The sequence below is a fragment of the Wujia sp. genome, assembly GCF_056872695.1.
In genome coordinates, this window is record NZ_DBMFCD010000008.1 from 81974 (window position 1) to 105207 (window position 23234).

20 protein-coding genes and 1 other RNA gene are annotated in these 23234 nt (G+C 45.7%); 2 read left to right on the forward strand and 19 right to left on the reverse strand.

Annotated features, from left to right (window positions below; translation table 11 throughout):
- Window positions 1-15: 15 nt before the first annotated feature.
- From ssrS to ACZQK9_RS08985, 15 genes are all read right to left on the reverse strand, one after another.
- Window positions 16-196, reverse strand: a non-coding RNA gene (gene ssrS / locus ACZQK9_RS08915) — 6S RNA.
- 127 nt (window positions 197-323) lie between these two features.
- On the reverse strand, window positions 324-2387 hold the full coding sequence (locus ACZQK9_RS08920; RefSeq protein ID WP_178016936.1) for an FtsX-like permease family protein: 2064 nt from the start codon (window positions 2385-2387) through the stop codon (window positions 324-326).
- A complete protein-coding gene (locus ACZQK9_RS08925; RefSeq protein WP_021985715.1) occupies window positions 2374-3141 on the reverse strand; it encodes an ABC transporter ATP-binding protein in 768 nt (255 codons plus the stop codon). Before ACZQK9_RS08925 ends, ACZQK9_RS08920 begins: the two co-directional genes overlap by 14 nt.
- 509 nt (window positions 3142-3650) lie before the next feature.
- Complete coding sequence (locus ACZQK9_RS08930; RefSeq protein ID WP_178016937.1) at window positions 3651-4688, reverse strand: hypothetical protein; 1038 nt, start codon at window positions 4686-4688, stop codon at window positions 3651-3653.
- A gap of 53 nt (window positions 4689-4741) precedes the next feature.
- Complete coding sequence (locus tag ACZQK9_RS08935) at window positions 4742-6235, reverse strand: MBOAT family O-acyltransferase (protein WP_483270359.1); 1494 nt, start codon at window positions 6233-6235, stop codon at window positions 4742-4744.
- Window positions 6236-6337: 102 nt separating this feature from the next.
- A complete protein-coding gene (locus tag ACZQK9_RS08940) occupies window positions 6338-6565 on the reverse strand; it encodes an acyl carrier protein (protein WP_177969446.1) in 228 nt (75 codons plus the stop codon).
- Between the two features lie 166 nt (window positions 6566-6731).
- Window positions 6732-7937, reverse strand: a complete 1206-nt coding sequence (locus ACZQK9_RS08945) for an alanine racemase (protein WP_483270360.1) — start codon at window positions 7935-7937, stop codon at window positions 6732-6734.
- Window positions 7934-9619, reverse strand: a complete 1686-nt coding sequence (locus ACZQK9_RS08950; RefSeq protein WP_483270361.1) for an AMP-binding protein — start codon at window positions 9617-9619, stop codon at window positions 7934-7936. The genes ACZQK9_RS08945 and ACZQK9_RS08950 overlap by 4 nt, the downstream gene beginning before the upstream one ends.
- A gap of 177 nt (window positions 9620-9796) precedes the next feature.
- On the reverse strand, window positions 9797-10822 hold the full coding sequence (locus ACZQK9_RS08955; protein ID WP_483270362.1) for an SGNH/GDSL hydrolase family protein: 1026 nt from the start codon (window positions 10820-10822) through the stop codon (window positions 9797-9799).
- A complete protein-coding gene (locus ACZQK9_RS08960) occupies window positions 10809-12332 on the reverse strand; it encodes an MBOAT family O-acyltransferase (RefSeq protein ID WP_483270363.1) in 1524 nt (507 codons plus the stop codon). The genes ACZQK9_RS08955 and ACZQK9_RS08960 overlap by 14 nt, the downstream gene beginning before the upstream one ends.
- Window positions 12333-12479: 147 nt before the next feature.
- A complete protein-coding gene (locus ACZQK9_RS08965; RefSeq protein WP_483270364.1) occupies window positions 12480-13493 on the reverse strand; it encodes an ATP-binding protein in 1014 nt (337 codons plus the stop codon).
- The gene (locus ACZQK9_RS08970; RefSeq protein WP_483270365.1) at window positions 13490-14299 is read right to left on the reverse strand and encodes a response regulator transcription factor; all 810 of its coding nucleotides are present in this window, start codon (window positions 14297-14299) and stop codon (window positions 13490-13492) included. The genes ACZQK9_RS08965 and ACZQK9_RS08970 overlap by 4 nt, the downstream gene beginning before the upstream one ends.
- Window positions 14250-15161, reverse strand: a complete 912-nt coding sequence (gene nadA, locus ACZQK9_RS08975) for a quinolinate synthase NadA (RefSeq protein WP_483270366.1) — start codon at window positions 15159-15161, stop codon at window positions 14250-14252. Before nadA ends, ACZQK9_RS08970 begins: the two co-directional genes overlap by 50 nt.
- A gap of 89 nt (window positions 15162-15250) precedes the next feature.
- Complete coding sequence (locus ACZQK9_RS08980; protein ID WP_216507505.1) at window positions 15251-15778, reverse strand: DUF3877 family protein; 528 nt, start codon at window positions 15776-15778, stop codon at window positions 15251-15253.
- 66 nt (window positions 15779-15844) lie between these two features.
- The gene (locus tag ACZQK9_RS08985) at window positions 15845-16639 is read right to left on the reverse strand and encodes a tRNA threonylcarbamoyladenosine dehydratase (RefSeq protein ID WP_178016947.1); all 795 of its coding nucleotides are present in this window, start codon (window positions 16637-16639) and stop codon (window positions 15845-15847) included.
- A 361-nt stretch (window positions 16640-17000) separates the two neighbouring features.
- On the opposite strand from ACZQK9_RS08985, the gene ACZQK9_RS08990 reads away from it, so the two are divergent.
- Both ACZQK9_RS08990 and ACZQK9_RS08995 read left to right on the forward strand, forming a co-directional pair.
- Window positions 17001-17459: a MarR family winged helix-turn-helix transcriptional regulator gene (locus ACZQK9_RS08990; protein ID WP_483270367.1), complete on the forward strand. Its 459-nt coding sequence runs from the start codon at window positions 17001-17003 to the stop codon at window positions 17457-17459.
- 21 nt (window positions 17460-17480) lie between these two features.
- The gene (locus ACZQK9_RS08995; protein ID WP_483270368.1) at window positions 17481-18812 is read left to right on the forward strand and encodes an MATE family efflux transporter; all 1332 of its coding nucleotides are present in this window, start codon (window positions 17481-17483) and stop codon (window positions 18810-18812) included.
- 214 nt (window positions 18813-19026) lie between these two features.
- Here the strand turns inward: ACZQK9_RS08995 and ACZQK9_RS09000 are convergent, their stop codons facing one another.
- The 4 genes from ACZQK9_RS09000 to ACZQK9_RS09015 form a co-directional block, all read right to left on the reverse strand.
- Complete coding sequence (locus ACZQK9_RS09000) at window positions 19027-19662, reverse strand: GDSL-type esterase/lipase family protein (RefSeq protein WP_178016957.1); 636 nt, start codon at window positions 19660-19662, stop codon at window positions 19027-19029.
- 135 nt (window positions 19663-19797) lie between these two features.
- Complete coding sequence (locus tag ACZQK9_RS09005; RefSeq protein ID WP_178016950.1) at window positions 19798-20571, reverse strand: DUF1189 family protein; 774 nt, start codon at window positions 20569-20571, stop codon at window positions 19798-19800.
- Window positions 20572-20574: 3 nt separating this feature from the next.
- Window positions 20575-22362 carry a LytS family sensor histidine kinase gene (locus ACZQK9_RS09010; protein WP_483270369.1) on the reverse strand — a complete coding sequence of 596 codons (1788 nt, stop codon included), beginning with the start codon at window positions 22360-22362 and terminating at the stop codon, window positions 20575-20577.
- Between the two features lie 3 nt (window positions 22363-22365).
- Window positions 22366-23175 (reverse strand): HAD family hydrolase, encoded by an 810-nt coding sequence (locus ACZQK9_RS09015; protein WP_483270370.1) that lies wholly within the window; start codon window positions 23173-23175, stop codon window positions 22366-22368.
- Window positions 23176-23234: the final 59 nt, after the last annotated feature.

Here is a 23234-nt window from a genome sequence, read left to right on the forward strand (position 1 = left end):
ATTTTCCTCCAAAAAAATATATCCGGGATGCCGGTTCCTGCCTTTTGACTCCTAGCTGACGCTAGGTGGGCAACCGCATGTGATCGTCTGTCTTCCACTCGAAGGAGGCCTGACATAATATCACAGATATAGGAATCCCGTTTAAAGTAAATGTAGGTTCAAAAATAACAGGAGTTATCGAACATTCCAGATATATTATATTTTTAATATGTGCTAATTATAGCCTAGTTATTCTGATTTTTCAAGATATTTATTCATGTATGCATTGCGGTGATTTTTCGCACAGGCCGCCCGTGTCCATGATTATTTTCCTGTGCAGCCGGCTATTCACTGATAATCTTGCGGCTGCAGATATATGTGATTGCAAAATAAAAACCATATATCACAAGTATGATTGCTGCTGCAAGCAGAATCGAACCAAGCAGTCCGCCCCGTCCAAATACGGTCAGAATGAACATCGCTGTCTGCATTCCGAAGATCGAATGCACGATTGCAAGCAAAAGCGGCATGGCAAAGAACACGCCAGACTGTGCCAGGAGGGAATGACGGATTTTCTTCTCATCCACTCCAATTCGGCGCAGGATTCGGTATTTCTCCTTGCTGTCGGCTGCCTCGGAAAGCTCCTTGAGTGACAGAATCGCGGCTCCGGAGATCAGGAATACAACACCTAAGTAGATTCCGATGAATACGATCATCGCAGTAAGACCCACACTGTTGTCACGGAGCCGCTTGCTTGTCTCGCAGTTCATGGAATAATAGGAGCCATCTTCGCTTAAGAGTGTTTCTGTCTTCGCCTCCTGCAGTTTGTAGAAATTTGCATCACTATAGTACTCATTAAGCGCATCCACCTCTGTTGGGTCTGTCGTATTGTAATTTGCTGAATAGATATCATACCAGAAATCACAGTCAGACATATCTACAGAATCCGGCACAAGCAGCACGCCTGCATTGCTCTCCGAATTGCTGATGTGCACGATTCCATCTACGCAAGTACTGTATTTCGGATGATAGGTCTTTCCTTTTATCGTAACCGTCTGTCCCTCCGCAAGTCCTTCGTTGTATCGTGGTTCCATCTCCCCGTAATTACAGAGTATCACATATTCATCCTCTGCAAGGTCGATTGTCGTTCCACCAAAGGATTTTACAAAATCATTGTATTCTCCAATGTGCATCGTCTCCATCGATGCTTCTTTGAAATAATCCTCCGATCCACTCTCTGCAAATGCCTTTCCGAAGAAATCTCCGACACGAATTTCCTCCGGTGCATACAAATGCATTTCTGTCACATCCGTAAGCTTCGATGTATCGATATCACAGGCTTTCAGGTTTTCTTCCACATTGTGTCCGGTCATATCATAGTCCTCGGCTGCATCATAGGAATACAGCTTTGAAAACTGCACATCAACCGGAGTACAGGTCTCTAACACATGGTTCATCGAATTTCGGATTGCCATCGAGCTTGACAGGATACAAATCGTGAAAAAGAGAAGCAGACAGATAATCCCTCCAGAGAACACCGTCGTGTTGATCCGGCTTCCAAGCTCTTTCACACTGAATGAGTTGATGCCTTTATAATAAAACCGTCTGCACCGCTTCACGATTGCAAGCAACATTCCGGATACCGACCAGAATATAAGGAAGGTTCCGATGATACCTTTCGCGATCTGGATACCAAGTCCCTGAAACTCAGAGATTGTGCGGACACCGGCTGTCACTTTATAATATGCCGTTCCAAGCAGGATAGCCGCTACAATAAATACAAGCACACAGACAACCGGATTTTTTGCGTGGTTTTTTTGTGCCTTTGCGCCTGCATAAAGCAGGTTTATTAGCTTGGCGCGGCTGACAATGATTACATCTAATGCCATAACAATCACATACATGATTGCAAAATAAATAATCGTTTTGATGATGGCTGATGTGCTGACCATAAACCGGAAGTTCGTCATATCCGCTTCGAAAAGATTTGCCGTCACAACGCTCATCCCCTGCGAGATTCCAATACCGAGCAGCAACCCGATTACCAGAGAGATCACACCGATCAGCAGTGTCTCGATCACGAGAATCTTTGCTACCTGTGTTTTTCCCATACCAAGCGTTAAATAGATACCGAATTCCTTCTTCCTTCGTTTCATCAGGAAGGTACTTGCGTACACGACGAGGAAACCAAGTACGATCGATACGAACACACTGACGACAGACATCGCCTCGTTCATAAGCCCAATGATTTCTTCCGTATTTGACGATACCTTCAGCATAACCGTCTGGCTTCCAAGTGCATTAAATACATAGAAGATTGCTACGCCTAAGATCAATGTTGCAAAATAAATCAGATAATTCTGCATACTTTTCCGGATATTCCGGGTGGATAATTTAAAGAGCATCATTCAAACTCCCCCCTAACACTGTCACAACCTCAATAATGCGGTTAAAAAACTGTTTCCGGGTATCATCACCTCTACGGATCTCATTGAATATCTTGCCATCCTTGATGAAGATCACGCGCGATGCATAGCTTGCTGTAAATGCATCGTGCGTAACCATCAGAATCGTTGCAGCAAGTCCTTCATTCATCTCCTTCATGCTTTCCAACAGATAGCGGGAGGATTTGGAATCAAGAGCACCGGTTGGCTCATCGGCTAAGATCAGCTTCGGATTCGTAATCAGGGCTCTGGCTGCCGCCACACGCTGCTTCTGTCCACCACTCATCTGATAGCTGTATTTGTTCAGAACTTCCTCGATTCCAAGCCGCTTCGCAACCTCTTGGATCCGGCTGTCAATCTCCTTCGGTTTTACATTCTGGATGGAGAGAGCCAGTGCAATATTCTCATATCCGGTCAGCGTATCCAGCAGATTAAAATCCTGGAAGATAAATCCCAGCTCTTCCCGGCGGAACTTATTTAATTCATTTCCCCGGATGGTTGTGATGTCCTTATCCCCGACATAGATATGTCCGGCTGTCACACGGTCGATCGTGGAAATACAGTTTAAGAGCGTTGTCTTTCCAGAGCCGCTGGCTCCCATAATTCCGACAAACTCGCCTTTCTCTACAGAGAAAGAAATCTTATCTACCGCCTTTGTCAGATTCGCTTTGTTGCCATAGTATTTTTCTACATTGTCAAGCTTTAATATCTCATTCATAGATAGTCTCCCTTCGTTTGCTAACATTCTGATTGCGGGCAGGCATGTTGTGCTTCTGCCGCTTAACGGTTTCTGGATTTCAGCTGTTATTTTGCCTGCTCATGCACGCAGACATACTGTGTTCCTTCCACATCAGCCTTTTCCATGATTCTCATACCTTAATGGTTCTCTGGTTTCCACATGAATTGTGCAAACCATCTCCCGCATCAACTGTACTCAGTATATATGGTTTTTCATCCGCCATCCATCGGTCTTGATTACAGGTTTCTTACGATTTTGTAATATAACGGTTGTATTATATATTGATTTGGTGCAGATGCCTATGGGTGAGATTCGTTGTTGAAGTAGCCATTTGGGAATTTTGCTTGATTTTCTGCTGTTTTGCTCCAATCCACTTGCTTCCTGTGACTGCTCCATTGGGGGATTTACCCATATTTCAGGTTTTTGCTCCAATTCAAGAAAAAAGGAGGCATCCCTGCCTCCAAAAATAACATGGTATATATCAATAATCACTTCTTACCTGATGCATACTCCACACTGTCTTCCTCCCAGTGTTTGTAATCCGGATTGTTTCTTTTGTCTTTCAACCCATAAGCTTCCGATAGCCAGTTTCCCACATATGCGCTTACCTTCTTCGCGCCTTCAAAGTTCAGATGATCGCCACCATCCTTCGTATCGGACGCCCAGTCAATGCCAAGCGCATCATTCAGATTCAGATCTTCATAAGTAACTGCGTTTGCCTGTGCCCAGTCAGCTACACTGTTGTGCTTAGCATAAGTCCAGTTCTTTGGAGACGGAGAACTGACCAGGACAAGATCCGCACCATGATTTTCACAATATTCTTTCATAAGGAGCAGATATTTTTCTGCATCGGCATCTATCATCCTTCGTTCCTCACTTGCATGCATGTAAGCTCCACCCTCATAAGGCTTGATCGTATTTCTCCTGATAAATCCACGGTTCTTCCCATCCTTTTTCTTTGTCAGGGCATTTGTACTTACAAACGCATCCTTCCAACGAGAATGATTCTTAAAAATCTCAACATGATCGGACAGACGATCTAAAACATAATCTTTCGAATCGCCTTTTGATTTCACGCTGCGGAACAGGCAGTTCGTCTCTAAAACAACAACCTCTGGCGTCTGAGTCTCAAATGCCGCCTGTAAAATTGCATATGAATCGCACATGCGCTGTGCGGATGTCCCGCAGATAAACGAGGTGTAGCCATGCTCCGCGAACATCTGTAATGGATTGAAGCTCGAATAGCATTCACTATCCCCTAAAAACAATACATCGATCGTATCCTTCACTTCACTTTTTACTTCCGCATCCTTCGTCCGGACGGCTGTTGTGTCGTAGATATCTGCATTGTTTTTCGGACGCAGGAATTTTCCTGCCAGTAACAGGACCACACAAAGTCCGGCTAAAAAACCGACGCTGCCTGCAGCCATCCTAAAAGTTCTTTTCCATTTTCCACTTACTTTTTTCATATACATTCTTCTTTCGTAAATCTTACACCATCCATACGCCGCATACATGTTACTCATATTCATTCTTCCATCCTGACGCCGCATACATGATTCACATATTCATTCTCCTGTCAATACGCCGCATATATCATATCTACGATCGTATATCCGCTGCCATATGCGCCAAATACAACGACTAGAAGTATAACCGCATACCAGAAACTCCACCGGACCGGCAGCTTGCATTCCGCCACCCTTCTCCGGATTGAAATCCCCTTCTCGTGAATAATATCCACCACAAATACGAGCAGGATACTTACAGATGCCAGAATGAGATCCGGCACATCCACGCCGAAATTTGACTCCGTAAGTGCTGTGATATGAAAATCTGTTATGATTCCACGAAGCATCCGGAATCCGGTTGCAACGGTATCTGCACGGAAGAACATCTCACCGATGTTCACAATCAGAAACATTTTCAGGAACCGGAATATTCTGAATCCAATGCTGTCTGTATCAAGTCTAAGATGCTCCACAAGCTTCCTGCATGGTTCCTCAGTCAGATTCTCAATCACGATCAGCACAAAATAATACATACCATAAAAGATATAATTCATATGCGGTCCGTGCCAGATACCATTTGACAGCCAGACGAAGAATAACGCAATCGTTGGTGCCACGAATTTACTGACCGAAAATCCGGCTTGCTTCTTGATCTTCTTCGCAAGATTCTTGACCGGTTTCGCAAGGGAGATTGGATAAAACACATAATCCTTCAGCCATGCGCCAAGCGTAATATGCCATCTGCGCCAGAAATCCCCTGCATTCTTCGCGAAGAACGGCTGACGGAAATTCTCCGGCAATGATACACCGAAGATCTCGCCGCTTCCCATAATGATATCCATACATCCGGAAAATTCCATGTAAAGCTGCATCGTATACGCAAGCACACCGACAAGGATTGCCGCACCGTCGAAATTGTTGTAGCTGCTGAATACCTTTGATACAAGCGGTGCCAGCCGGTCTGCAATCACCATCTTCTTAAATAGTCCCCAGATGATACGCTGGTACCCAAAAACAAGATTTTCAAACTGAATGCTTCTTCCGCCATACAAAGCTTCTGCAGTCTCAGAAAAACGGCTGATCGGACCTTCCATAATCTGTGGAAAGAAGCTTAAGAATAGTGCCACCTTGAACGGATTCTTACAGGACTCCTGAGTGCCTCGATAGACATCTGTCATGTAGGAAATCGCCTGTAAACTGTAATAGGAAATACCAATCGGTGCTGCAAGTGTCACACCAAATATCCGCAGGTATTTGAGTGTCACAAGTGCCCCTAAGATCAGCACAATCCCGACTGCCAGCACGCCACGTTTCTTCCGTGTAAGTGCTTTCCCGCGCAGGTCACTATGCTTTTCAGGAATTAGCGCAAGCCATCTTCCGGTTCCGTATGTCACAAGCGTTGCCAGAAGCAACCAGACAAGAAGCTTACCGCTTATCATACAGAAAAATGTATAATCCGCTGCCAGCAGCACCAAAAAACGGAACCGCGCCGGACATAGCTGGTACAATGCGATTACAACCGGCAAAAATATTAAACTATATGTAAGCAGATGATACGCCATATGTCCTGTTCCTTTCTCTATCGTATGATTTTGTGCCTGATTTTTTCATCCCACATCCACACGCACCCATTCGCTTGAATGCTTTCCTGTGTGTATGGGATGCTACGCCTCCTTCAATCTACAGATCATCTCCCACAGGCTCTTTGCTGAATTAAAGTTCGCCGGAATCAGTTCTGCCGGTGATACCTCAACATCAAAAGTATCCTCAATCTCTGACACAAGTGATAAAATAGCAAAGGAATCTAAGATATGATCGTCAATTAATGTCGTACAGTTCTCAAAATCCTCACCTGGTGCAATACCTTCCAAAATCTCTAATAATTCTTCCATGTTACAAATCCTCCTATTTTTTTATTGTGAACCCATGCTTTCTCATGCATTGCCGCATTCCGGTTTCCTGTTTTCATGCATCCTGCGTTGTCGCATTCTGGTTCTCTGTTTTCATGCATCCTACGTTGTCGCATTCCGGTTCCCTGTTTTCATGCATCCTGCGTTGTCACATCCGGTTCCAGTTTCCACCGCCATGAAACGGATACGTCTCCACCCGTTCACGCAGCTTTTCGATTTTTCCGTCTGTCCTGCTGATTAAAACCTGCGGCAGTTCCCGGCTCAGAAACATTGCCATACCCTCGGTCGCCGCATAAGCGCCACACCGTTTGAAGCAGATCACATCGCCCTTTTCGGGATTGTGCAAAGTGACATCCCGCGCGAGCACGTCATTCACGGTACAAAGCGATCCACACAGATGAAACAGCTCTCCGTCATCACCATCTTTTTCTGCAAGCACTTTCATCTCCGGCTGCTTCATCCCCATCATCCACCCATAGTAGTTGATCTGGTGGATTCCGCCATCTAAGATCACAAATCCCGGCTGTGCCGTCCGCTTGACATCCATCACGCGCGTCAGATAATAACCACTCATCGACACAAGGAACCGCCCAAGCTCGATTGTCTTTTTGCCGTAAGCGTCACATGCCCGAAGCTTCTCGGCAAGAGCCTGTATCTGCGGCTCCGGCTCGCTTTCCCGCTGATCCTTCTCGCTGTCATTTACGAAATAAGAAACCTTCATGCCTGCTCCGTATTCAAGCTCCGGAAGTTTCATTCCGGTCTCAGCTTCGAACGTCTCTGCGAATGAGGTCAGGTTATCCATCTCCTTCTCCAGCTTGCTTTGCCGCTTCTGAGTCCCGGCATAATAATGAACGCCCGCCAGTGTCAGATATGGACTTTCCTGCACCTCCTTTGCCAGCCGGATAAATGTCTCCGCATCAACACCGAACTGATTGCCACTCGAAAGCCGGATGAGAACCGAGAGCTGCATCTGATTTTTCTCTGCGAGTGTCCGCAGTATCTTCGCATGTTCCTCCGATTCGATCGTGTAGATTCCGGCGCCCTTGCTGTAAGACAAGATGCGTTTCATGGATTCGTAGGTCTTGTTAACCCCGGATACCACAATCTTCTCCGGTGCGATCTCTGTCTGTATGCAGATCTCATATTCGCCCGGGGAGCAGACTTCCAGCCGGTCAACCATGTCTGCCACATACGGAATCAGAAACGGATTCGCTTTTACTGCAAAGCAAAGTCCGGTGCCCTCCGGCAGCAGACTGCGAAGCAATCGGATTCGCGCTTCCACTTCCCGCACATCGAAGATATAGGTCGGCGTTCCATATGTCGACGCCGCAATTCTTAACTCTTCTATATTCATGCAAACGCTCCTTCCTTATACTGTGCTTCCAACAGCTTCTTGTCTGTCTTGCCGTTCTTATTAAGCGGCAGCATGTCCACCTTGCAAAATACATTCGGAACCATGTAATCCGGCACCTTTTTCTTCATCGCGGTAATCAGATATTTCTTATCATCAATTCCGATGTAACAGGCAACAACCTTGTTTTTCTCCCGGTCGTAAAAGCACGCGGCACCCTCGATCTCCGGGATTGCAGCAAGTGCATGTTCTATCTCTTCTAACTCAATCCGGTGTCCCATATGCTTGATCTGAAAATCTTTCCGTCCCGCGAAATAAAGCAATCCGTCCCCGCCATAGCTTGCCAGGTCTCCCGTCCGGTAAATCGTCTCCGGGTAATCAGAACTAAGCGGATTTGCCACAAATGCATTCGCTGTCGCCGCAGCATTCCTGTAATATCCGAGGGCGAGTGTCGTACCTGCCACGCAGAGCTCTCCAATCTTGCCAACGCTTCCCGGTTCAATCAGATGCTTTTCCTCGTCAAGCAGAAATACCCGTTCGTTCGGAAATGCAATTCCGATTGGAAGCTTCTCCTCCTCGGTATATTCGCGTTCCAGAATATGATAGGTGCAGTTACAGGTGATTTCCGTCGGTCCATATAGATTCACAAACATCGCATCCGGATAGCAGCTTTGCCATGCGTGAAGCTGCCGGATCGGCATCGCCTCACCGCTGAATAAAATCTTGTTGATATCTGCCGGCACTTTATGTTTTAGTCCGTGCAGACGATTCAACAGGCAGAGTGCCGATACTGCCCAGATCAGTGTTGTGACATGATTCTCATCGAGCATATCCACAACCGAATTTGGGAACATAAAATATGCTTTCGGAATCACAACTAAGGTTGCACCCACCTTCATCGCACTGTAGATGTCCTTGACCGATACGTCGAAATCAAACGGTGCCTGATTGCCGATCACATCGGCTTTGGTGATATCGAAAATCTCCGTAAACTGATTGATAAATTCAATCACCGACCGATGTGCCACAAGTACGCCCTTCGGGGTTCCGGTCGATCCGGAAGTAAAATTACAATAGAGCGGATCGGTATCGATCATGGATTCCCGGATTTCCTGCAGCCGGGCATTTTCCATATCCGATAATTCCATCTGCCAATCTGCATCTCCGGTTTCACCGGAATCATTTTCATCTATCGCATACAATTCCTCTTGCTGATTCACACATCCGGTTGTTCCATCTGTGCCGGTCTGTGCCATGTTCTCTGTATCTTCCGGATTTGCACATTCAAATTTCAGCCCGTGTACCAGTGTCTCCATCCGGATCACCCGCTCCGTACAACCACACGCTGCAAGCTTGTCCGGTGCATTGCTTCCGTCTACGATCACCTCCGGCTCTAACACCGAAAGCATCGACCGGATACGTGCCTCCGGGAACGATGGATCGACCAACGTGTAGAAACATCCCGCATAGACGATTCCGAAAAATACCGCCAGCGTATCCGCACTCTTATCCGCAAATACACAGACCGGATGGTTCGGTGTTGTATGCTTTACCAGACGGCTGCCAATATGTCTTGCCGTCTTCCATAATTGTTCATATGTATAAGCACAGGCTGTATCCTTCACAGCAATCTTGTCCGGATACTTCTGTGCACTTTGTTCCAGATATTCCAATACATTTTTCATAATGTCCTCCATGCGTGCAGGTTCAAGATGCCTGACTACGAAAATGCTCCGGCAAATTTTCACACATCATATATATGCCTCCATCTGCGTGTCTGCTGCATTTTTCTGTTCTGTATCTTAGTATAGCCACTTAAATATTAAGATAAAACCAAGCAATCATTTAAGATTTGTTTAAGTTTACGGAAGGAGTTTTTCAAACTCTGCCGCCCGCTTGTTCCATGCCTCATACCGGGCATCCTTCCGGCGATCCGGCAAGGTATAATGCGTCTGCAGATACTGCTGCAGATATGCCGTCACCTTCCGGCAGCCATTATAATTAATATGATCTCCACCATCGAGCGTATCTAAGTTCCAGTCTATTCCCAATTCTTCGGTATCCAGATTCAGATCAAGATATGGAACATCCAGCTTATCCGCAAGTGCCTGCACCTCATTGTGCCGCTGCATCGTATGATTAGTCGGAGAAGGCGCCGTCACCAAAAGCAGCTTCGTTCCATGCGTATCGCACAGGTCTTTGATCTCCTCGAGATAATACTGCGTGATAAATGTCACCGGTGTTTTCTCATCCGTCGCATGCATGTAGGCACCGCCGGTATATGGCGCCACGGCTACCCGCAGTTCAAATCCATTGAAAATCGTCGTCTGCAGTTTCGGATCGGCAGGTTCCATCTTCCAGAACCGGTGGTATTTGAAGACTGGGAACATCTGCCGTGCAAGCTCCTGCGCGGATTTTGCAGCATCCCGTACCACACTTGCATCTCCTCTGGAGAAAAACTCATTCGTCTCTAAGATTACCACCTTCGGAGATTGCCGTTTTAGAATCTTCTTAAGCGAGAAATAACTTTCCCCGATCCATTGTCCGGACTGTCCACCGATATATGATGCAATCCCCGTGTCCTTCCATAACTGATAGGTGGACAATACCGTATAACTCTCGCTGTCGCCAAGGATTGCCACATCAACCATATCCTCCGGTTCGGACAGCAGATGCAGCAGGTACCGTTCCCGCTCGGAAACCGAATCCTGCAAGCCAAGCCGGATCGGATCACATATCTTCCCGGCTGCTACAAGAAGCAGCAAAACCACCATTGCAAATGCGGCTGCCCGAAGCCATATCTTATGTGTCCCGGATTTTTTTCTTCCGGAATCCGTATTTCCCGAAATATCTTTCTTTTGTATATCCATATCTTTAGAAGCCTGCATAGATCAGATCCACCTCCTGATATCCCGGTCCATACGCACCGAATATAAGCACGACAAAGATGAGTGCAAGATACACGAGCCAGCGCACCGGCAGCCGTTTCTGCAAGATCACGCCACGCACATCAATCTTCCGCTCACGGAAATGATTTACCACGCCAACGAGCAGCAAAGACGCAAGAATAATTCCAATCTCCACTCTGCCAAGTCCAAGCGTAAGCAACGTACCGTCCCAGAGCCTGTGTAGCTCAAAATCACGGAACAGTGATGCAAACATATGCATACCGATGCCCAGTGTATCCGCCCGGAAAAACAGTTCTCCGGTAAAAATGATCACCCATGTTTTTAACATTCGAAGTACATTCCACCATGTCGTAGCTTCGGTAATCTTCCATGCTTCGCCAAGCTTCTTCATCGCCGGTTCAAGCATCAGTTCAATCATGATTACAACGAAATAATACATGCCGTAGAAAAGGTAACTCCAGCTCGCACCATGCCAGAGTCCGTTGCACACCCACACAGGGAATAACGCGATTGCGGAAGCAACCATCAGCTTCACATATTTGCTCGCATGCTTCTTCGCAAAACGGTTCCATTTCCTGGTGAGCTTCGACATGGAAACCGGATAGAAAATATATGTCTTGAACCATCTGCCAAGCGAAATATGCCATCTACGCCAGAATTCGGATGCATTCTTCGATACGAACGGCTGTGCAAAATTCTCCGGCAATGTCACGCCAAAGCATTCCGCACTTCCGATCACGATATCCATACAACCGGAAAACTCCATATAAAGCTGGACAGTATAGGATACTGCCGCGACCACGATCATCACACCGTGATAAGACGCATACCCGTCAAACAACGTCTGCACCACAACATACAGACGGTCTGCAATCACAACCTTCTTGATGAGTCCCCAGCCAATCCGCATATAGCCCCGGACGAGATTCTCACTCCGGATATCTTCCCCTTTCGTGAGTGCATCTGCTGTATCACTGTACATACAGATTGGTCCTTCCATGATGATTGGGAAGAAGCTTAAGAAGAGTGCAAGCTTCGCAAGGTTTCGCTCCGGTTTGATCTTCTTCCAATACACATCCGCCATGTAACCGATTGCAGAAAGCGTGTAAAATGAGATACCAAGCGGCAGCAGGAAACGCCGCACCGGAAGACGCAACGACGACTGTGCCGCTCCAAAAAGCAAATTCAGATTCTCTGCAAAAAATCCGCTGTATTTCATCACAAGCAGCATACCAAGAAGCAGCCAGACCCCTATTGTCAGTATCGTTTTTCTGCGTTTTTTCTCACCGGTAGCAGCCAGTCTTCCAACTATGTAAGTGATTCCGGTTGCTCCAGCCAGAAATAGAATCAATCTGTGGCTGAACAAAAAATAGAAACAATAACTAAAAAAGAGCAGCACACCAAAACGAACCCGCTTTGGTGCAAGCTGATAACCGATGAGAACCACCGGCAAAAATACTAAAAAATACATGGATTCATGATAAGCCATGTTCCAAATCCTCGCCACAGTATCCGACTGTGCCTTTCTTCCATATTTGTGTCCCAAGCAACTGTCCTGCCTGTATCATACATTCTTCCATGCGTTCTATCCATCGTAGTTTATGACAACTCTCTTACATTTTTGTAAGGTTATAAACTACTCTCTCGTCAGGAATGTCTCTTTGCCAAAGACAATCTCTACCTCAGTATATTCCCCATGCACGGACGTAATCGCAATCGAATGTCCAAGCTTATTGCAAAGCTGTTTACATATATACAAACCCATTCCGGTAGAAGCATTTCCACGCCGTCCGTTCTCCCCGGTAAAGGTCTTGTCAAACACCCGGTCGATATCCTGTTGTGTTATACCGATGCCATTATCACGGATTCTAAGAACCGTCTTATCTGCCATATCCTCTACCGCAAAAGAAATACACGATTGCTTTGCGGTATCCCGGTATTTGATACTGTTGTTCACGATCTGACCAAGCATAAATGCAAGCCACTTGGAATCCGTGACAACGGAATGGTTTGTATCGTTTTTTTCAATTCGTATTTTATTCCCGATCAGCAGATCCTTCTGCTGCTGTAACACCTGATTGATGGCAGCATCCAGATTGCACGCGGTGAGCAGATAATCCTTCTCTGCCGCATCTGCACGTGCATAAAATAGAATCTGCTCAACAAATCCGTTGATACGGGCAAGCTGCGCCTTCTGTTTCTTCAGATCCTGACTGCCATTATAATTCATGAGATTTAATGCCGCAATCGGAATCTTGATCTCGTGGATCCAAAGTTCTAAATATTCCTTGAAATCCCGTAGGGAATCCTCGGTGTCATTTAACTTATCCCGCATGGACTTCCCGGTGTCATACAGAACATCCATCCAGATTTTGCCTTCCTCGAAATCCGGTTGTACCATCATCTCTGTGATCAGATATTTCTGATCCAGACCGTCAAGGATTCCCTGCAGCTCCCGGTAGAAACGGCTCCGCTTCCGGTAATCCGCACCGAAGGCACACAGTGACGTTACAAAAATAATTCCCTCCATCACCCAGATAAAATCCATCCGTGCTTTGCAGGCAAACCCTAACAGCTTGAATACTACCATGATACATACCACCGCAGCAACAAAGCCGATTCTGTCTTTTAGATAACCTCGAACTGTCATTCCAAAATATACCCCTGTCCACGTTTTGTCCGGATTGCATCCGCCACACCAAGATCGGAGAGTTTTTTCCGCACACGGTTCATATTCACCGTCAGCGTGTTGTCATCCACAAATGCTTCCGAATCCCACAGATAGCTGATCAGCTCATCCCGCGTCACGATCATATTCTGATGCTTTAACAGATAGGATAAAATCCCCGCCTCATTCTTCGTCAGCTCCACGTTGTTATCTCCGACACATAAGATGCCGCGAGCCATATCGAGTGTCAGCTTCTTATAGGTGAGTCCTTTATCCGCGTCCAGCTTTCCAAGGCGCTTGAATACCGCCTCGATATGAAGCAGCAGAATAGACGGATTGTATGGCTTCGCAATAAAATCATCCGCACCGAAGCTCATTGATATTACTTCGTCCATCTCTGTGTTTTTGCTTGTCACCATAATAACCGGAATATCCGATGTCTTACGCAATTCCCGCAGCACGCTCTGTCCATCTATCCCCGGAAGGTTGATATCGAGCAATACCATATCCGCCTGCGAAGCAAGGATCTGTCCGGCAACATCGTTAAATTCTCCGACACACTGTGCATCATACTGATTCGAGATCAGAAGATACTGCAATTCCTGTGCCAGTGCCATATCATCTTCCACAATTAAAATACGTTTCATCTCATACTCCTCGCCCGGTGGTTTCCGTGCATCTACTAACCCATCAGATTCCTCCGGTGGTTTCCATGCATCTGTCAGCTCAACGGATCTGCTACTGTGCCAGACGAAGCATCTCATCAAGCGGTTTTTTCGCCTGTTCACACATCTCCTCCGGAAGAATCACTTCATCCTTCAGATCTTCAAGCTTCTCGAGCACCTTGTCCAGACTGACCTTCTTCATATTCGGGCAGAACTGTCTGTGTCCGACAGAGAAGAATTTCTTGTCCGGATTTTTCTGCATCAACTCATAGAACACACCCATCTCGGTGCAGATCAGAAATTTCTTACTGTCCGATGCAGTTGCATAATCAATAATCTGGGACGTACTTCCAATAAAATCTGCAAGTGCTAATGTATCACTTGTACATTCCGGGTGTGCCAGCACCAATGCGTCCGGATGTAATTCCTTCGCCTTCTTCACATCCTCACTGTGAATACTCTTATGTACATGGCAGAACCCGTCGTTGAAGATAAAATGCTTCTCCGGTACCTGTTCCGCTATAAAATGCGCCAGATTGTAATCCGGAATAAAATAGATATCTTTATTCGGAAGCGCCTTCACAATCTTCAATGCGTTCGACGATGTCACGCAGACATCCGAGTGGGCTTTCAATTCTGCGGTCGAATTGACATAGCAGACAACCGCCACATCCGGATATTCTTTCCGCACTTCCTTGATCTTCTCGACTTCCGCCATATGCGCCATCGGACAATCCGCTCCATCGTCTGCCATATAGACATGCTTTTGGGCATTCAGAAGCTTTGCGCTCTCTCCCATAAAGGAGACACCGCAAAACAAAATATTCTGTTGTTCTACTGTCGTTGCAACCTTTGCAAGATAGTATGAATCACCGACATAATCTGCAATCTCCTGCACCTCGCCATCCACATAATAATGGGCTAAGATCACAACATCTTTTTCTTTCTGCAGTTCCTTGATTCTCGCTTTTGTCTGTTCGTTCATGGAAAAACTCCTTTTCTATTTTAAATCATGGTTGTATCCAACTTGTATCTTTTTTATTAAACTCCGCTTTTGCTTTGTTTAAGATTTTTTTAAATCGTATCAAAATCATCCTTCGTAAACCGGTGATAGGTAATTCCGAACTGGTCGTCCGTCACGCAGTACAGATAAGGCTCCACATTCTTATCCGCAAAAGAGAGTACTGTTCCCAGATCTTCCTCATCATCTTCTTCACATACGGTCGTTCCGTGCGCTTTCGCAAATGCCTCAAAATACGCCCGTACCTGCTGAATATCCTGCGTCTTAAGCACCTTCAGAAATCCCTCTAAAAATTCCGAAACCGGAATCTCACGGTTAATATAATCACAGCCCTCCGGACTGACAAACACGCAAAAACGATCTGCTTTTTCAGTCACTTCCACAATCCTGAGCTGCGGTACATTTTTCTTAAAATATGCTTCTGCATCCTGACAGATCTTCTCCGAATCCTCGTCCACCGGAAGCTTCAGATACCCACACATCGACGCCTTCGGATAATACAGACGCACCCCCGCATCATCCGTGCCAATCTTTGTCTGCCATTCTTTCACGGTGTCTATCACATGCTTCTCTAATGTCATCGTCTCTGCCTCCTGTTCCATCACATGCATACCAATTACTCGTATAACTCGTATATCTTACCTGCATCAACCTATATTGGATGATTCCTTCTGTGTTTCGCGTGGCACGTCCTTCACTAAATCCTTCACTACCTCACCGGCAATAATAAGACCCGCCACCGACGGAACAAATGCAACACTGCCCGGTATATCTCTCCGCTCGGTACATTTGTGCTTTGCACCAGGCGGACAAACACAGTTCGTCCGGCAGCTGATCGCCATATCTTCGATCGGACGGATTGCCTGTTCCTCGGAATATACAACCTTTAACTTCTTCACACCGCGCTTTTTTAATTCCCGCCGCATCACCTTCGCAAGTGGACAGACCTTCGTCTTGTAGATATCTGCCACCCGGAACTGACTGCCGTCTAATTTATTGCCGGCTCCCATACTGCTGATGATCGGAATATGTCTCTCCTGCGCCTTCATCACAAGAGCAATCTTCGCAGTCACAGTATCTACTGCATCTACCATATAGTCATAATCTTCATACGGAAACTCATCTGCGTTCTCAGGCAGGAAGAAACAATTATGAATCTGTACATCTGCGTTCGGATTGATATCCAGAATCCTCTCCTTCATCACTTCCGTTTTATATTTTCCGATTGTCTTATGGGTCGCGATGATCTGACGGTTCAGATTTGTCAGGCACACCTTATCGTCATCGATCAGATCAAATGCACCAACCCCGCTTCGTGCCAGCGCCTCACAGACATAACCACCCACGCCTCCGATTCCAAACACGGCAACGCGGGAATCATGCAGCTTCTCCATTGCATCTTTTCCAAGCAGCAGCTCTGTTCTAGAAAATTGTGTCAGCATCTTTTTACTCCTGTCCTGTTCTTCGTGATACGTCTTATATTATACATATGTACATCATTGTATATCCATTTTTGCCCTAGTATACTTCAATCCCTGCAAAATAGCAATGTATCTTGCCATGTTTCGTTAACAATTACAAATAATTTACATACATCCTCCTCTTGACATAAGTCCGAAGTCGGACTATACTGAGTATGATTTCGGACTTATAAGAGTACGAAATCAGACATATATTGTCGAATTGCAGCGATGCAGAAAACGACCGTTTTCAAAGCCAAGGATAAAAATGGACGGTTCCTATCCGCAGCCAGATTGCAACAAGCTCACAACAAACTTACACGAAAAAGGAGAAGCCATGAACATGAAAGAACACAATAAAGAAGAACAACCTTATATGAGTGAGAAACTGGTTATCTTCAACCGCATCTATAAAGAATATAACGAAATCTACCACGAAGCAGCCATACGATTAGGACTCTCAAACAGCGAATTTGACACGCTGTACGCAATCTGCGAATTAGGTGATGGCTGTAAGCAGACCGATATCTGCCGTACAACCTTCATTCCGAAACAGACCGTGAACTATGCAATCCGGACGCTGGAAAAAAAAGAATATCTGACACTTGCATCTGGAAAAGGCCGGAGCATGCACATCTATCTGACCGAACAAGGATTGCAGCTTGTGCGCCGCACCATTTTCCCAATGGTTGAGATCGAGAACGAAGCATTTCCAAAGCTGACAGAAAAAGAATACAAATCAATCCTGCATTTCCACACGCAATATCTCTCAGCCCTGCGTATGGGAATCCAGAAGCTATAACTCAGACGGAGGATTTACAGCATGAAAATACAATTATCCGAACATTTTACATATAAGAAGCTGCTGCGCTTTGTACTGCCTTCCATCATCATGATGATTTTTACATCCATCTATGGCATTGTGGATGGATTGTTCGTATCGAACTATGTCGGCAAGACTGCATTCGCCGCAGTCAATCTGGTTATGCCTATCATGATGGGGGTATCCGCACTTGGCTTCATGGTCGGTACCGGTGGTAGCGCGATTGTAGCGAAGACACTCGGCGAGGGTGAACACAAGAAAGCAAATGCGTATTTCTCGCTGCTTGTCTATGTGACGTTCATCGGCGGCATCGTCTTCAGTATATGTGGTATGCTTCTGGTCCGTCCGGTTGCCTCCCTGCTTGGTGCAGAGGGTGCATTGCTAGATAACTGTGTGTTATACGGGCGAATCTGTTTTATCTCCATGCCTGCCTTTATGTTGCAAAACGTATTCCAGAGTTTCTTCGTGACCGCAGAAAAGCCGAAGCTTGGTCTGGTTGTCATCATCATCGCAGGTGTGACAAATATGATTCTGGATTATCTTTTTATCGCAGTCTTAGGCTGGGGTTTACCGGGTGCCGCAATCGCGACAGTCACCGGCGAGTGCATCGGTGGCTTCTTCCCGGTTCTCTATTTTGCACGGAAGAATTCAAGCTTGTTGAAGCTTGGAAAGACGAAATTCAATGGATCGGTTCTCTTAAAAGCATGTACAAACGGTTCCTCCGAGCTTATGACGAACCTGTCTTCCTCCCTTGTCAACTCGCTCTACAACCTGCAGCTTATGAAATATGCAGGCGAAAATGGTGTTGCCGCCTATGGCGCGATCATGTATGTAAACTTCATATTCATATCGATTTTCCTCGGATATTCCGTCGGCAGTGCGCCGATCGTAAGCTACCACTACGGTGCCGGAAACCGGGATGAACTGAAGAATATGTTCAAAAAAAGTACCTGTCTGATTGCTATCTGGGGCATCCTGCTTGTTCTGCTGGCACACATAATCGCAGGTCCACTGACGAAGATCTTTGTTGGCTATGACGCCGAACTGTACGCGCTTACAAGACATGGATTCCTGATTTGTTCGTTCACCTACCTGATTAACGGATGTAATATTTACGCATCCTCCTTTTTCACTGCACTCAACAATGGTCTCATCTCTGCACTTATTTCTTTCCTGCGGACACTTGTGTTCCAGCTGGCTGCTGTCATGCTGCTGCCTCTTATATTTGGATTGGATGGTATCTGGGGTGCGATCATCGTAGCGGAAGCGATCACATTGTGCATGACACTTTTCTTCGTGTTCTCGCAGCAGAAGAAATACGGATATCTGTAATTAACATACAGCAGCCGGAATCAGACATAGAACAACCGAAACATAGAACAGCCGGCATCAGACGTAGGTATACCATTCGATTATCAAATACCGCTTCTTGTTCACATTAAAAAACCGGTAAGAAACTATTTCCTATAATAGTCTCTTACCGGCTTTCTTATATCCTTACTAAATTATAACTTCCGTTTTATCTACAAATAATCTGCAAAGGAAGTTACGCAGCCTCTGCAAATATATCATCCAGCTTCGCATAGATTGCTTCTGCAAGCTTCGCATGCCCTTCCTCATTCAGATGCTCCTGATCGGTCTCGCTCGGTGCAGCAACATCCGATGCATCCAGAAAATACAGATGTTCGTTTCTGGCTATATCCGCATAGACATCTGCAAGTCCCTTCGATATCTCCACCGACTCTCTCGAAAACTCCGGGTCATAGGTTTTCTCCCAGACCTTTTCGCCCAGATGTATCGGCGAAACAAGCAGAATCCTGCTGCCCGGTGCAAAGCTTTTTATCTTCGAGATTACCGTCTCTACACCTTTTCCGATCAGCTCCGGTGTCGTCTTATACGCAGTCTTACAATCATTGGTCCCAAGCATCAATATGATGAGATCAGAGTCACCATGTGTTTCAAGCACTGTATTGACCAGTTTCGCACCATTTCGATGGTCACGGAACGGATCATCAAAGACGGTCGTCCGTCCGCAAAGTCCTTCCTCAATCACACGATACTGTTGAAGCCCGAGCTTCTCATTCAGACGTCCGGTCCACCGGATATCCCACGGATATCGTGCATGTTCCTTTGGTACTAATCCATATGTATTCGAATCTCCATAACATAAAATCTGTCTCATCATACTCACCTCGATCAATTTCTTTCATGCCCCTATTATACTGTTATAAGGTGCATTTGAAAAATACAAGGTTTTTATATCTGATTATAATTGTCTGTTATATCCAATTTCTGCTTCTGTACACACAATCGTCCGCTACAATTCCCGTTCATCCTTTATCAGAGCAACGCTCACAGTAATCATATGCACAGTCACGAAAATTCCTATGACCGATACCAGCAGCCCCGGCAAAAAGGCAATCGCCTGATTGAAATTCGACAGGATCATCGAAAAAGACTGTCCATAGAAGCAAAGCGCAAACACCTGCCCAAACCGTAAGTTTAAATGGAACTGATGATTCATGCTATTCACAAGAATCGAAAACAGGAGTGCAACAACCGCATACTTTACAAAATAACTGAGCATTGTACCAAGCAATGTCACAAAGAGTGTTGCATAGATTGATGGAATCATCGCCACAAGACTGTCGTTGTTAAAGCCATCCGGCAGATAATCAGACAGGTAATAAACCCCATAATCCGTAACTTTCGAACCAAGCACCATGCTGACACGCACGGTTTTGCTCCCAACCGCGAAAAACATCCCCTGTTTTTTCAGGCTGTCATTTTGTACTGTCTCCTGTGTCGTATCCACTAAGAAATTTGCAGCGTTGATATGCATATCAAAATTATTGGATACAGAAAGGGTATCATCTGTATAATTTACCTCGCCCAGACTCTGCGTGAAGAGCTTCTCAAAGCCTCCAAATCCTGAGATGATAGATGCCGTCGGAACAACATAACTGACAACGGCTAAGACAAGCATCATCACAATAACATACGCAACAAATCGCCTGCACGGTAATTCTATCATATTTTTATATTTTGATGGTTTAAACCATCCATACACGATCTGCTCCGAAAACGTCATCTTTTACTCCTTTATAATATATCCCCGTTTTGGAATCTTCACGGTCAATATGGTACCTTTGTCTTGTTTTGTACGCACTTCGATCAATGCTCCCACCGTCGATTTCAGTTGTTTTTGAAGTTCGCGGAAATCCTGTTTTGACCGGAACTTCTTTACCGGTGAAATACCAGCTCCATTGTCCACGATCTGGATTGCAAAGCAGTCTAACCGCTCATAGCTTCGCACGACAACCTTTCCTTCCTGCTTCGTCTCTACAGCCGCCTCGACCGCATTTTCCACAAGTGGTTCAATCGTGTTGTATGGCACCTTGAACTCTGTAACCTTGTCCTCCACGAGAACCTCAAGCCCCGGATGAATCCGCTTCTGCATGCCAAGATATGCCCGGATATAAGAAAGCTCTGTATCGAAAGAAACAAGTTCCTGCTTATAGACAGCATCCATGTTATGCTGCATAAACATCGAAGTATCGTAGATCAGACGGCTGTTCGCCTGATCGTGTGTCTTTAAATCCGTAATTGCTGTATTTAATGCCCGATAGATAAGTGCAGTGTTGATTGTCCGCACTGCCTGCGACTTCTCATGCCCGACACTGCTCAGTGCCGCATCACGTTCTGCATTCATCTCCCGAATCACTGTTTTTTCAATAGAAATCATCAAAAGCACTGCAAATACAAACAATCCAATCTGCAGGACAACACCCTGATAACTCTTGTAAAACCGGAAGAAATGCAAGATGAATTCCACCATGCATGAACCGGTCAATATCACATTCGCCCAGAAATTACTGTAAATACTCTTATCCTCATATGTGTCGGCCGCTAAATACATAATCAGACACAGCAATAGCAAACCAACCATAATCAAAATCTTCGTAAAGAACATATAGCTTGCAAAATCACAGACGCCCACTAACTGAAATACAATTCCAGTCAGGAAATTCACTGCATATACATAGATCAGAATCTCAAAGATCTTCGCATAGCGCCGCTTCATCGCAAAGCTTCGCAAATACATAAAATATAGCAATGGCATCAAAAGCAAAAAGATCTGGCTTGCCATGTAGGTTGCAAACTGATTTTTCGTCAACAGCTGCATCATTGTATTTCCAAAGAAAATCCATGCCGCCGCGAAGACAATAAACCCAAATCCATACGCCGCCTTCTGCTTGTTGATATTCTCATTTGTCATAAATAACAGCGATACCCCCAGTAGAATCGTAAGCACCAGGATCATGAGTGACACAACAAATGGAATACCATTTCGCCGTATGAGCCACGATACAATATCGCCGTGCGAACCATAATAAATCCCCGGTACTCTGCCACTGTATCTGCCATAGGCAGAGGAAAGCTGAATCGTTACCGTCTCCCCGGCTCTCGCGTCAATATCCACCACATGATATCCGGGCACCGCATTTTTCATCATCCTGTTATCTGCCAGCACACCGCTTTCATAGACACGACGGTCGCCGATTGAGACAATCACGTTCTGGAACTCTGTATAAAAACAGATTGCGCTGTCCTCGCCGGCATCCTCCGGCATCTGGTGCGTAATCGTGATAATCTCACCTTTTTTCGTTTTGAGCTTTGTCGGCAGATCAATAATCTGTTCGTCCGATTCGCCCTGCCGGTACAACACCCACGTATCATCAAGCCTCTTCGGTGTGCGGAAGGAAATCTTCTGATTGCCGCCATCCGATACGACAAGGGCAAAAAAGAACATCATCAACACGCCAACCGCTACGGCGATCACCGTCAATATATTCAGTTGTCGAAAACGCCGTTCATTCATCACTTACTCTATTATCCCAAAATGCCGCATGGCTTTCTCGATACCATCTGCTTCCACGGTATCGGTGCGATAGGAAGCAGCCTCTGCTACTTCCTCCGTGCAGACGCCCATCGCAATGCTGTTTTGTACATATCGTAACATATCCAGATCGTTATTGCTATCCCCAAACGCATAAACACGTTCCAATGGGATGTTATATTTCTCCATCAAAAACCGAATTCCAGTTGCCTTGGAAAATCCCTGAGGAACAACCTCTAAGAAGTTACCTTCCCTCTGAATACAGGTAAAATCCTGTGACATATAGTCAATAAACTCCTGCATTTTCGGGTTGCCTTCCTCATACCAGCATGCAAACTTGTCAAAGCAAAACGCTGGATCCTCAATACTTTCTATGATGTTTCGTCCCATTGATTTGAAATAACGAAGAATCTCCTGATATCCGGCATCCTCACCTGCAAGTTCATTGTCATAACCGGTATGCTCCGTATGCTCAAAGATTGCCATCATACGGCACTCCCGGCATTTATACGCGATTTCCCGGCAACGCGCCTGCGGGATACGATGATGCAGCATCACTTCTCCCTCAGACACAATATACGTACCACAACCGCAGACATATCCATCGAAACCAACTTCGCGAATAAAATCATCCACATTTGCCATGACACGTCCGGTATTAATGTAAACGAGGTGTCCCCGTTTCCGCGCCTCGCGCAATGCACGCTTCGCGCTCTCCGGAAATGTCCGCTTACCATCGGTTGTAATCAATGTACCATCAATATCAAAAAACAACATACAACGTTCTTTTTTCATATCCGCCTATCCTTATTTCAATCTAAATCTCTGTCTTGTTGTAATGTTTCTCACTATGC

Coding starts and splice junctions, on each gene's coding strand:
- ACZQK9_RS09000 (WP_178016957.1), bottom strand. CDS start 19,662: ATGAGACAGATTTTATGTTATGGAGATTCGAATACATATGGATTAGTA.
- ACZQK9_RS08950 (WP_483270361.1), bottom strand. CDS start 9,619: ATGAAAAATGTATTGGAATATCTGGAACAAAGTGCACAGAAGTATCCG.
- ACZQK9_RS08930 (WP_178016937.1), bottom strand. CDS start 4,688: ATGAGTAACATGTATGCGGCGTATGGATGGTGTAAGATTTACGAAAGA.
- ACZQK9_RS08995 (WP_483270368.1), top strand. CDS start 17,481: ATGAAAATACAATTATCCGAACATTTTACATATAAGAAGCTGCTGCGC.
- nadA (WP_483270366.1), bottom strand. CDS start 15,161: ATGAACGAACAGACAAAAGCGAGAATCAAGGAACTGCAGAAAGAAAAA.
- ACZQK9_RS08980 (WP_216507505.1), bottom strand. CDS start 15,778: ATGACATTAGAGAAGCATGTGATAGACACCGTGAAAGAATGGCAGACA.
- ACZQK9_RS08990 (WP_483270367.1), top strand. CDS start 17,001: ATGAAAGAACACAATAAAGAAGAACAACCTTATATGAGTGAGAAACTG.
- ACZQK9_RS08960 (WP_483270363.1), bottom strand. CDS start 12,332: ATGGCTTATCATGAATCCATGTATTTTTTAGTATTTTTGCCGGTGGTT.
- ACZQK9_RS08955 (WP_483270362.1), bottom strand. CDS start 10,822: ATGCAGGCTTCTAAAGATATGGATATACAAAAGAAAGATATTTCGGGA.
- ACZQK9_RS09015 (WP_483270370.1), bottom strand. CDS start 23,175: ATGAAAAAAGAACGTTGTATGTTGTTTTTTGATATTGATGGTACATTG.
- ACZQK9_RS08945 (WP_483270360.1), bottom strand. CDS start 7,937: ATGAATATAGAAGAGTTAAGAATTGCGGCGTCGACATATGGAACGCCG.
- ACZQK9_RS08985 (WP_178016947.1), bottom strand. CDS start 16,639: ATGCTGACACAATTTTCTAGAACAGAGCTGCTGCTTGGAAAAGATGCA.
- ACZQK9_RS09010 (WP_483270369.1), bottom strand. CDS start 22,362: ATGAATGAACGGCGTTTTCGACAACTGAATATATTGACGGTGATCGCC.
- ACZQK9_RS08965 (WP_483270364.1), bottom strand. CDS start 13,493: ATGACAGTTCGAGGTTATCTAAAAGACAGAATCGGCTTTGTTGCTGCG.
- ACZQK9_RS08925 (WP_021985715.1), bottom strand. CDS start 3,141: ATGAATGAGATATTAAAGCTTGACAATGTAGAAAAATACTATGGCAAC.
- ACZQK9_RS09005 (WP_178016950.1), bottom strand. CDS start 20,571: ATGACGTTTTCGGAGCAGATCGTGTATGGATGGTTTAAACCATCAAAA.
- ACZQK9_RS08920 (WP_178016936.1), bottom strand. CDS start 2,387: ATGATGCTCTTTAAATTATCCACCCGGAATATCCGGAAAAGTATGCAG.
- ACZQK9_RS08935 (WP_483270359.1), bottom strand. CDS start 6,235: ATGGCGTATCATCTGCTTACATATAGTTTAATATTTTTGCCGGTTGTA.
- ACZQK9_RS08940 (WP_177969446.1), bottom strand. CDS start 6,565: ATGGAAGAATTATTAGAGATTTTGGAAGGTATTGCACCAGGTGAGGAT.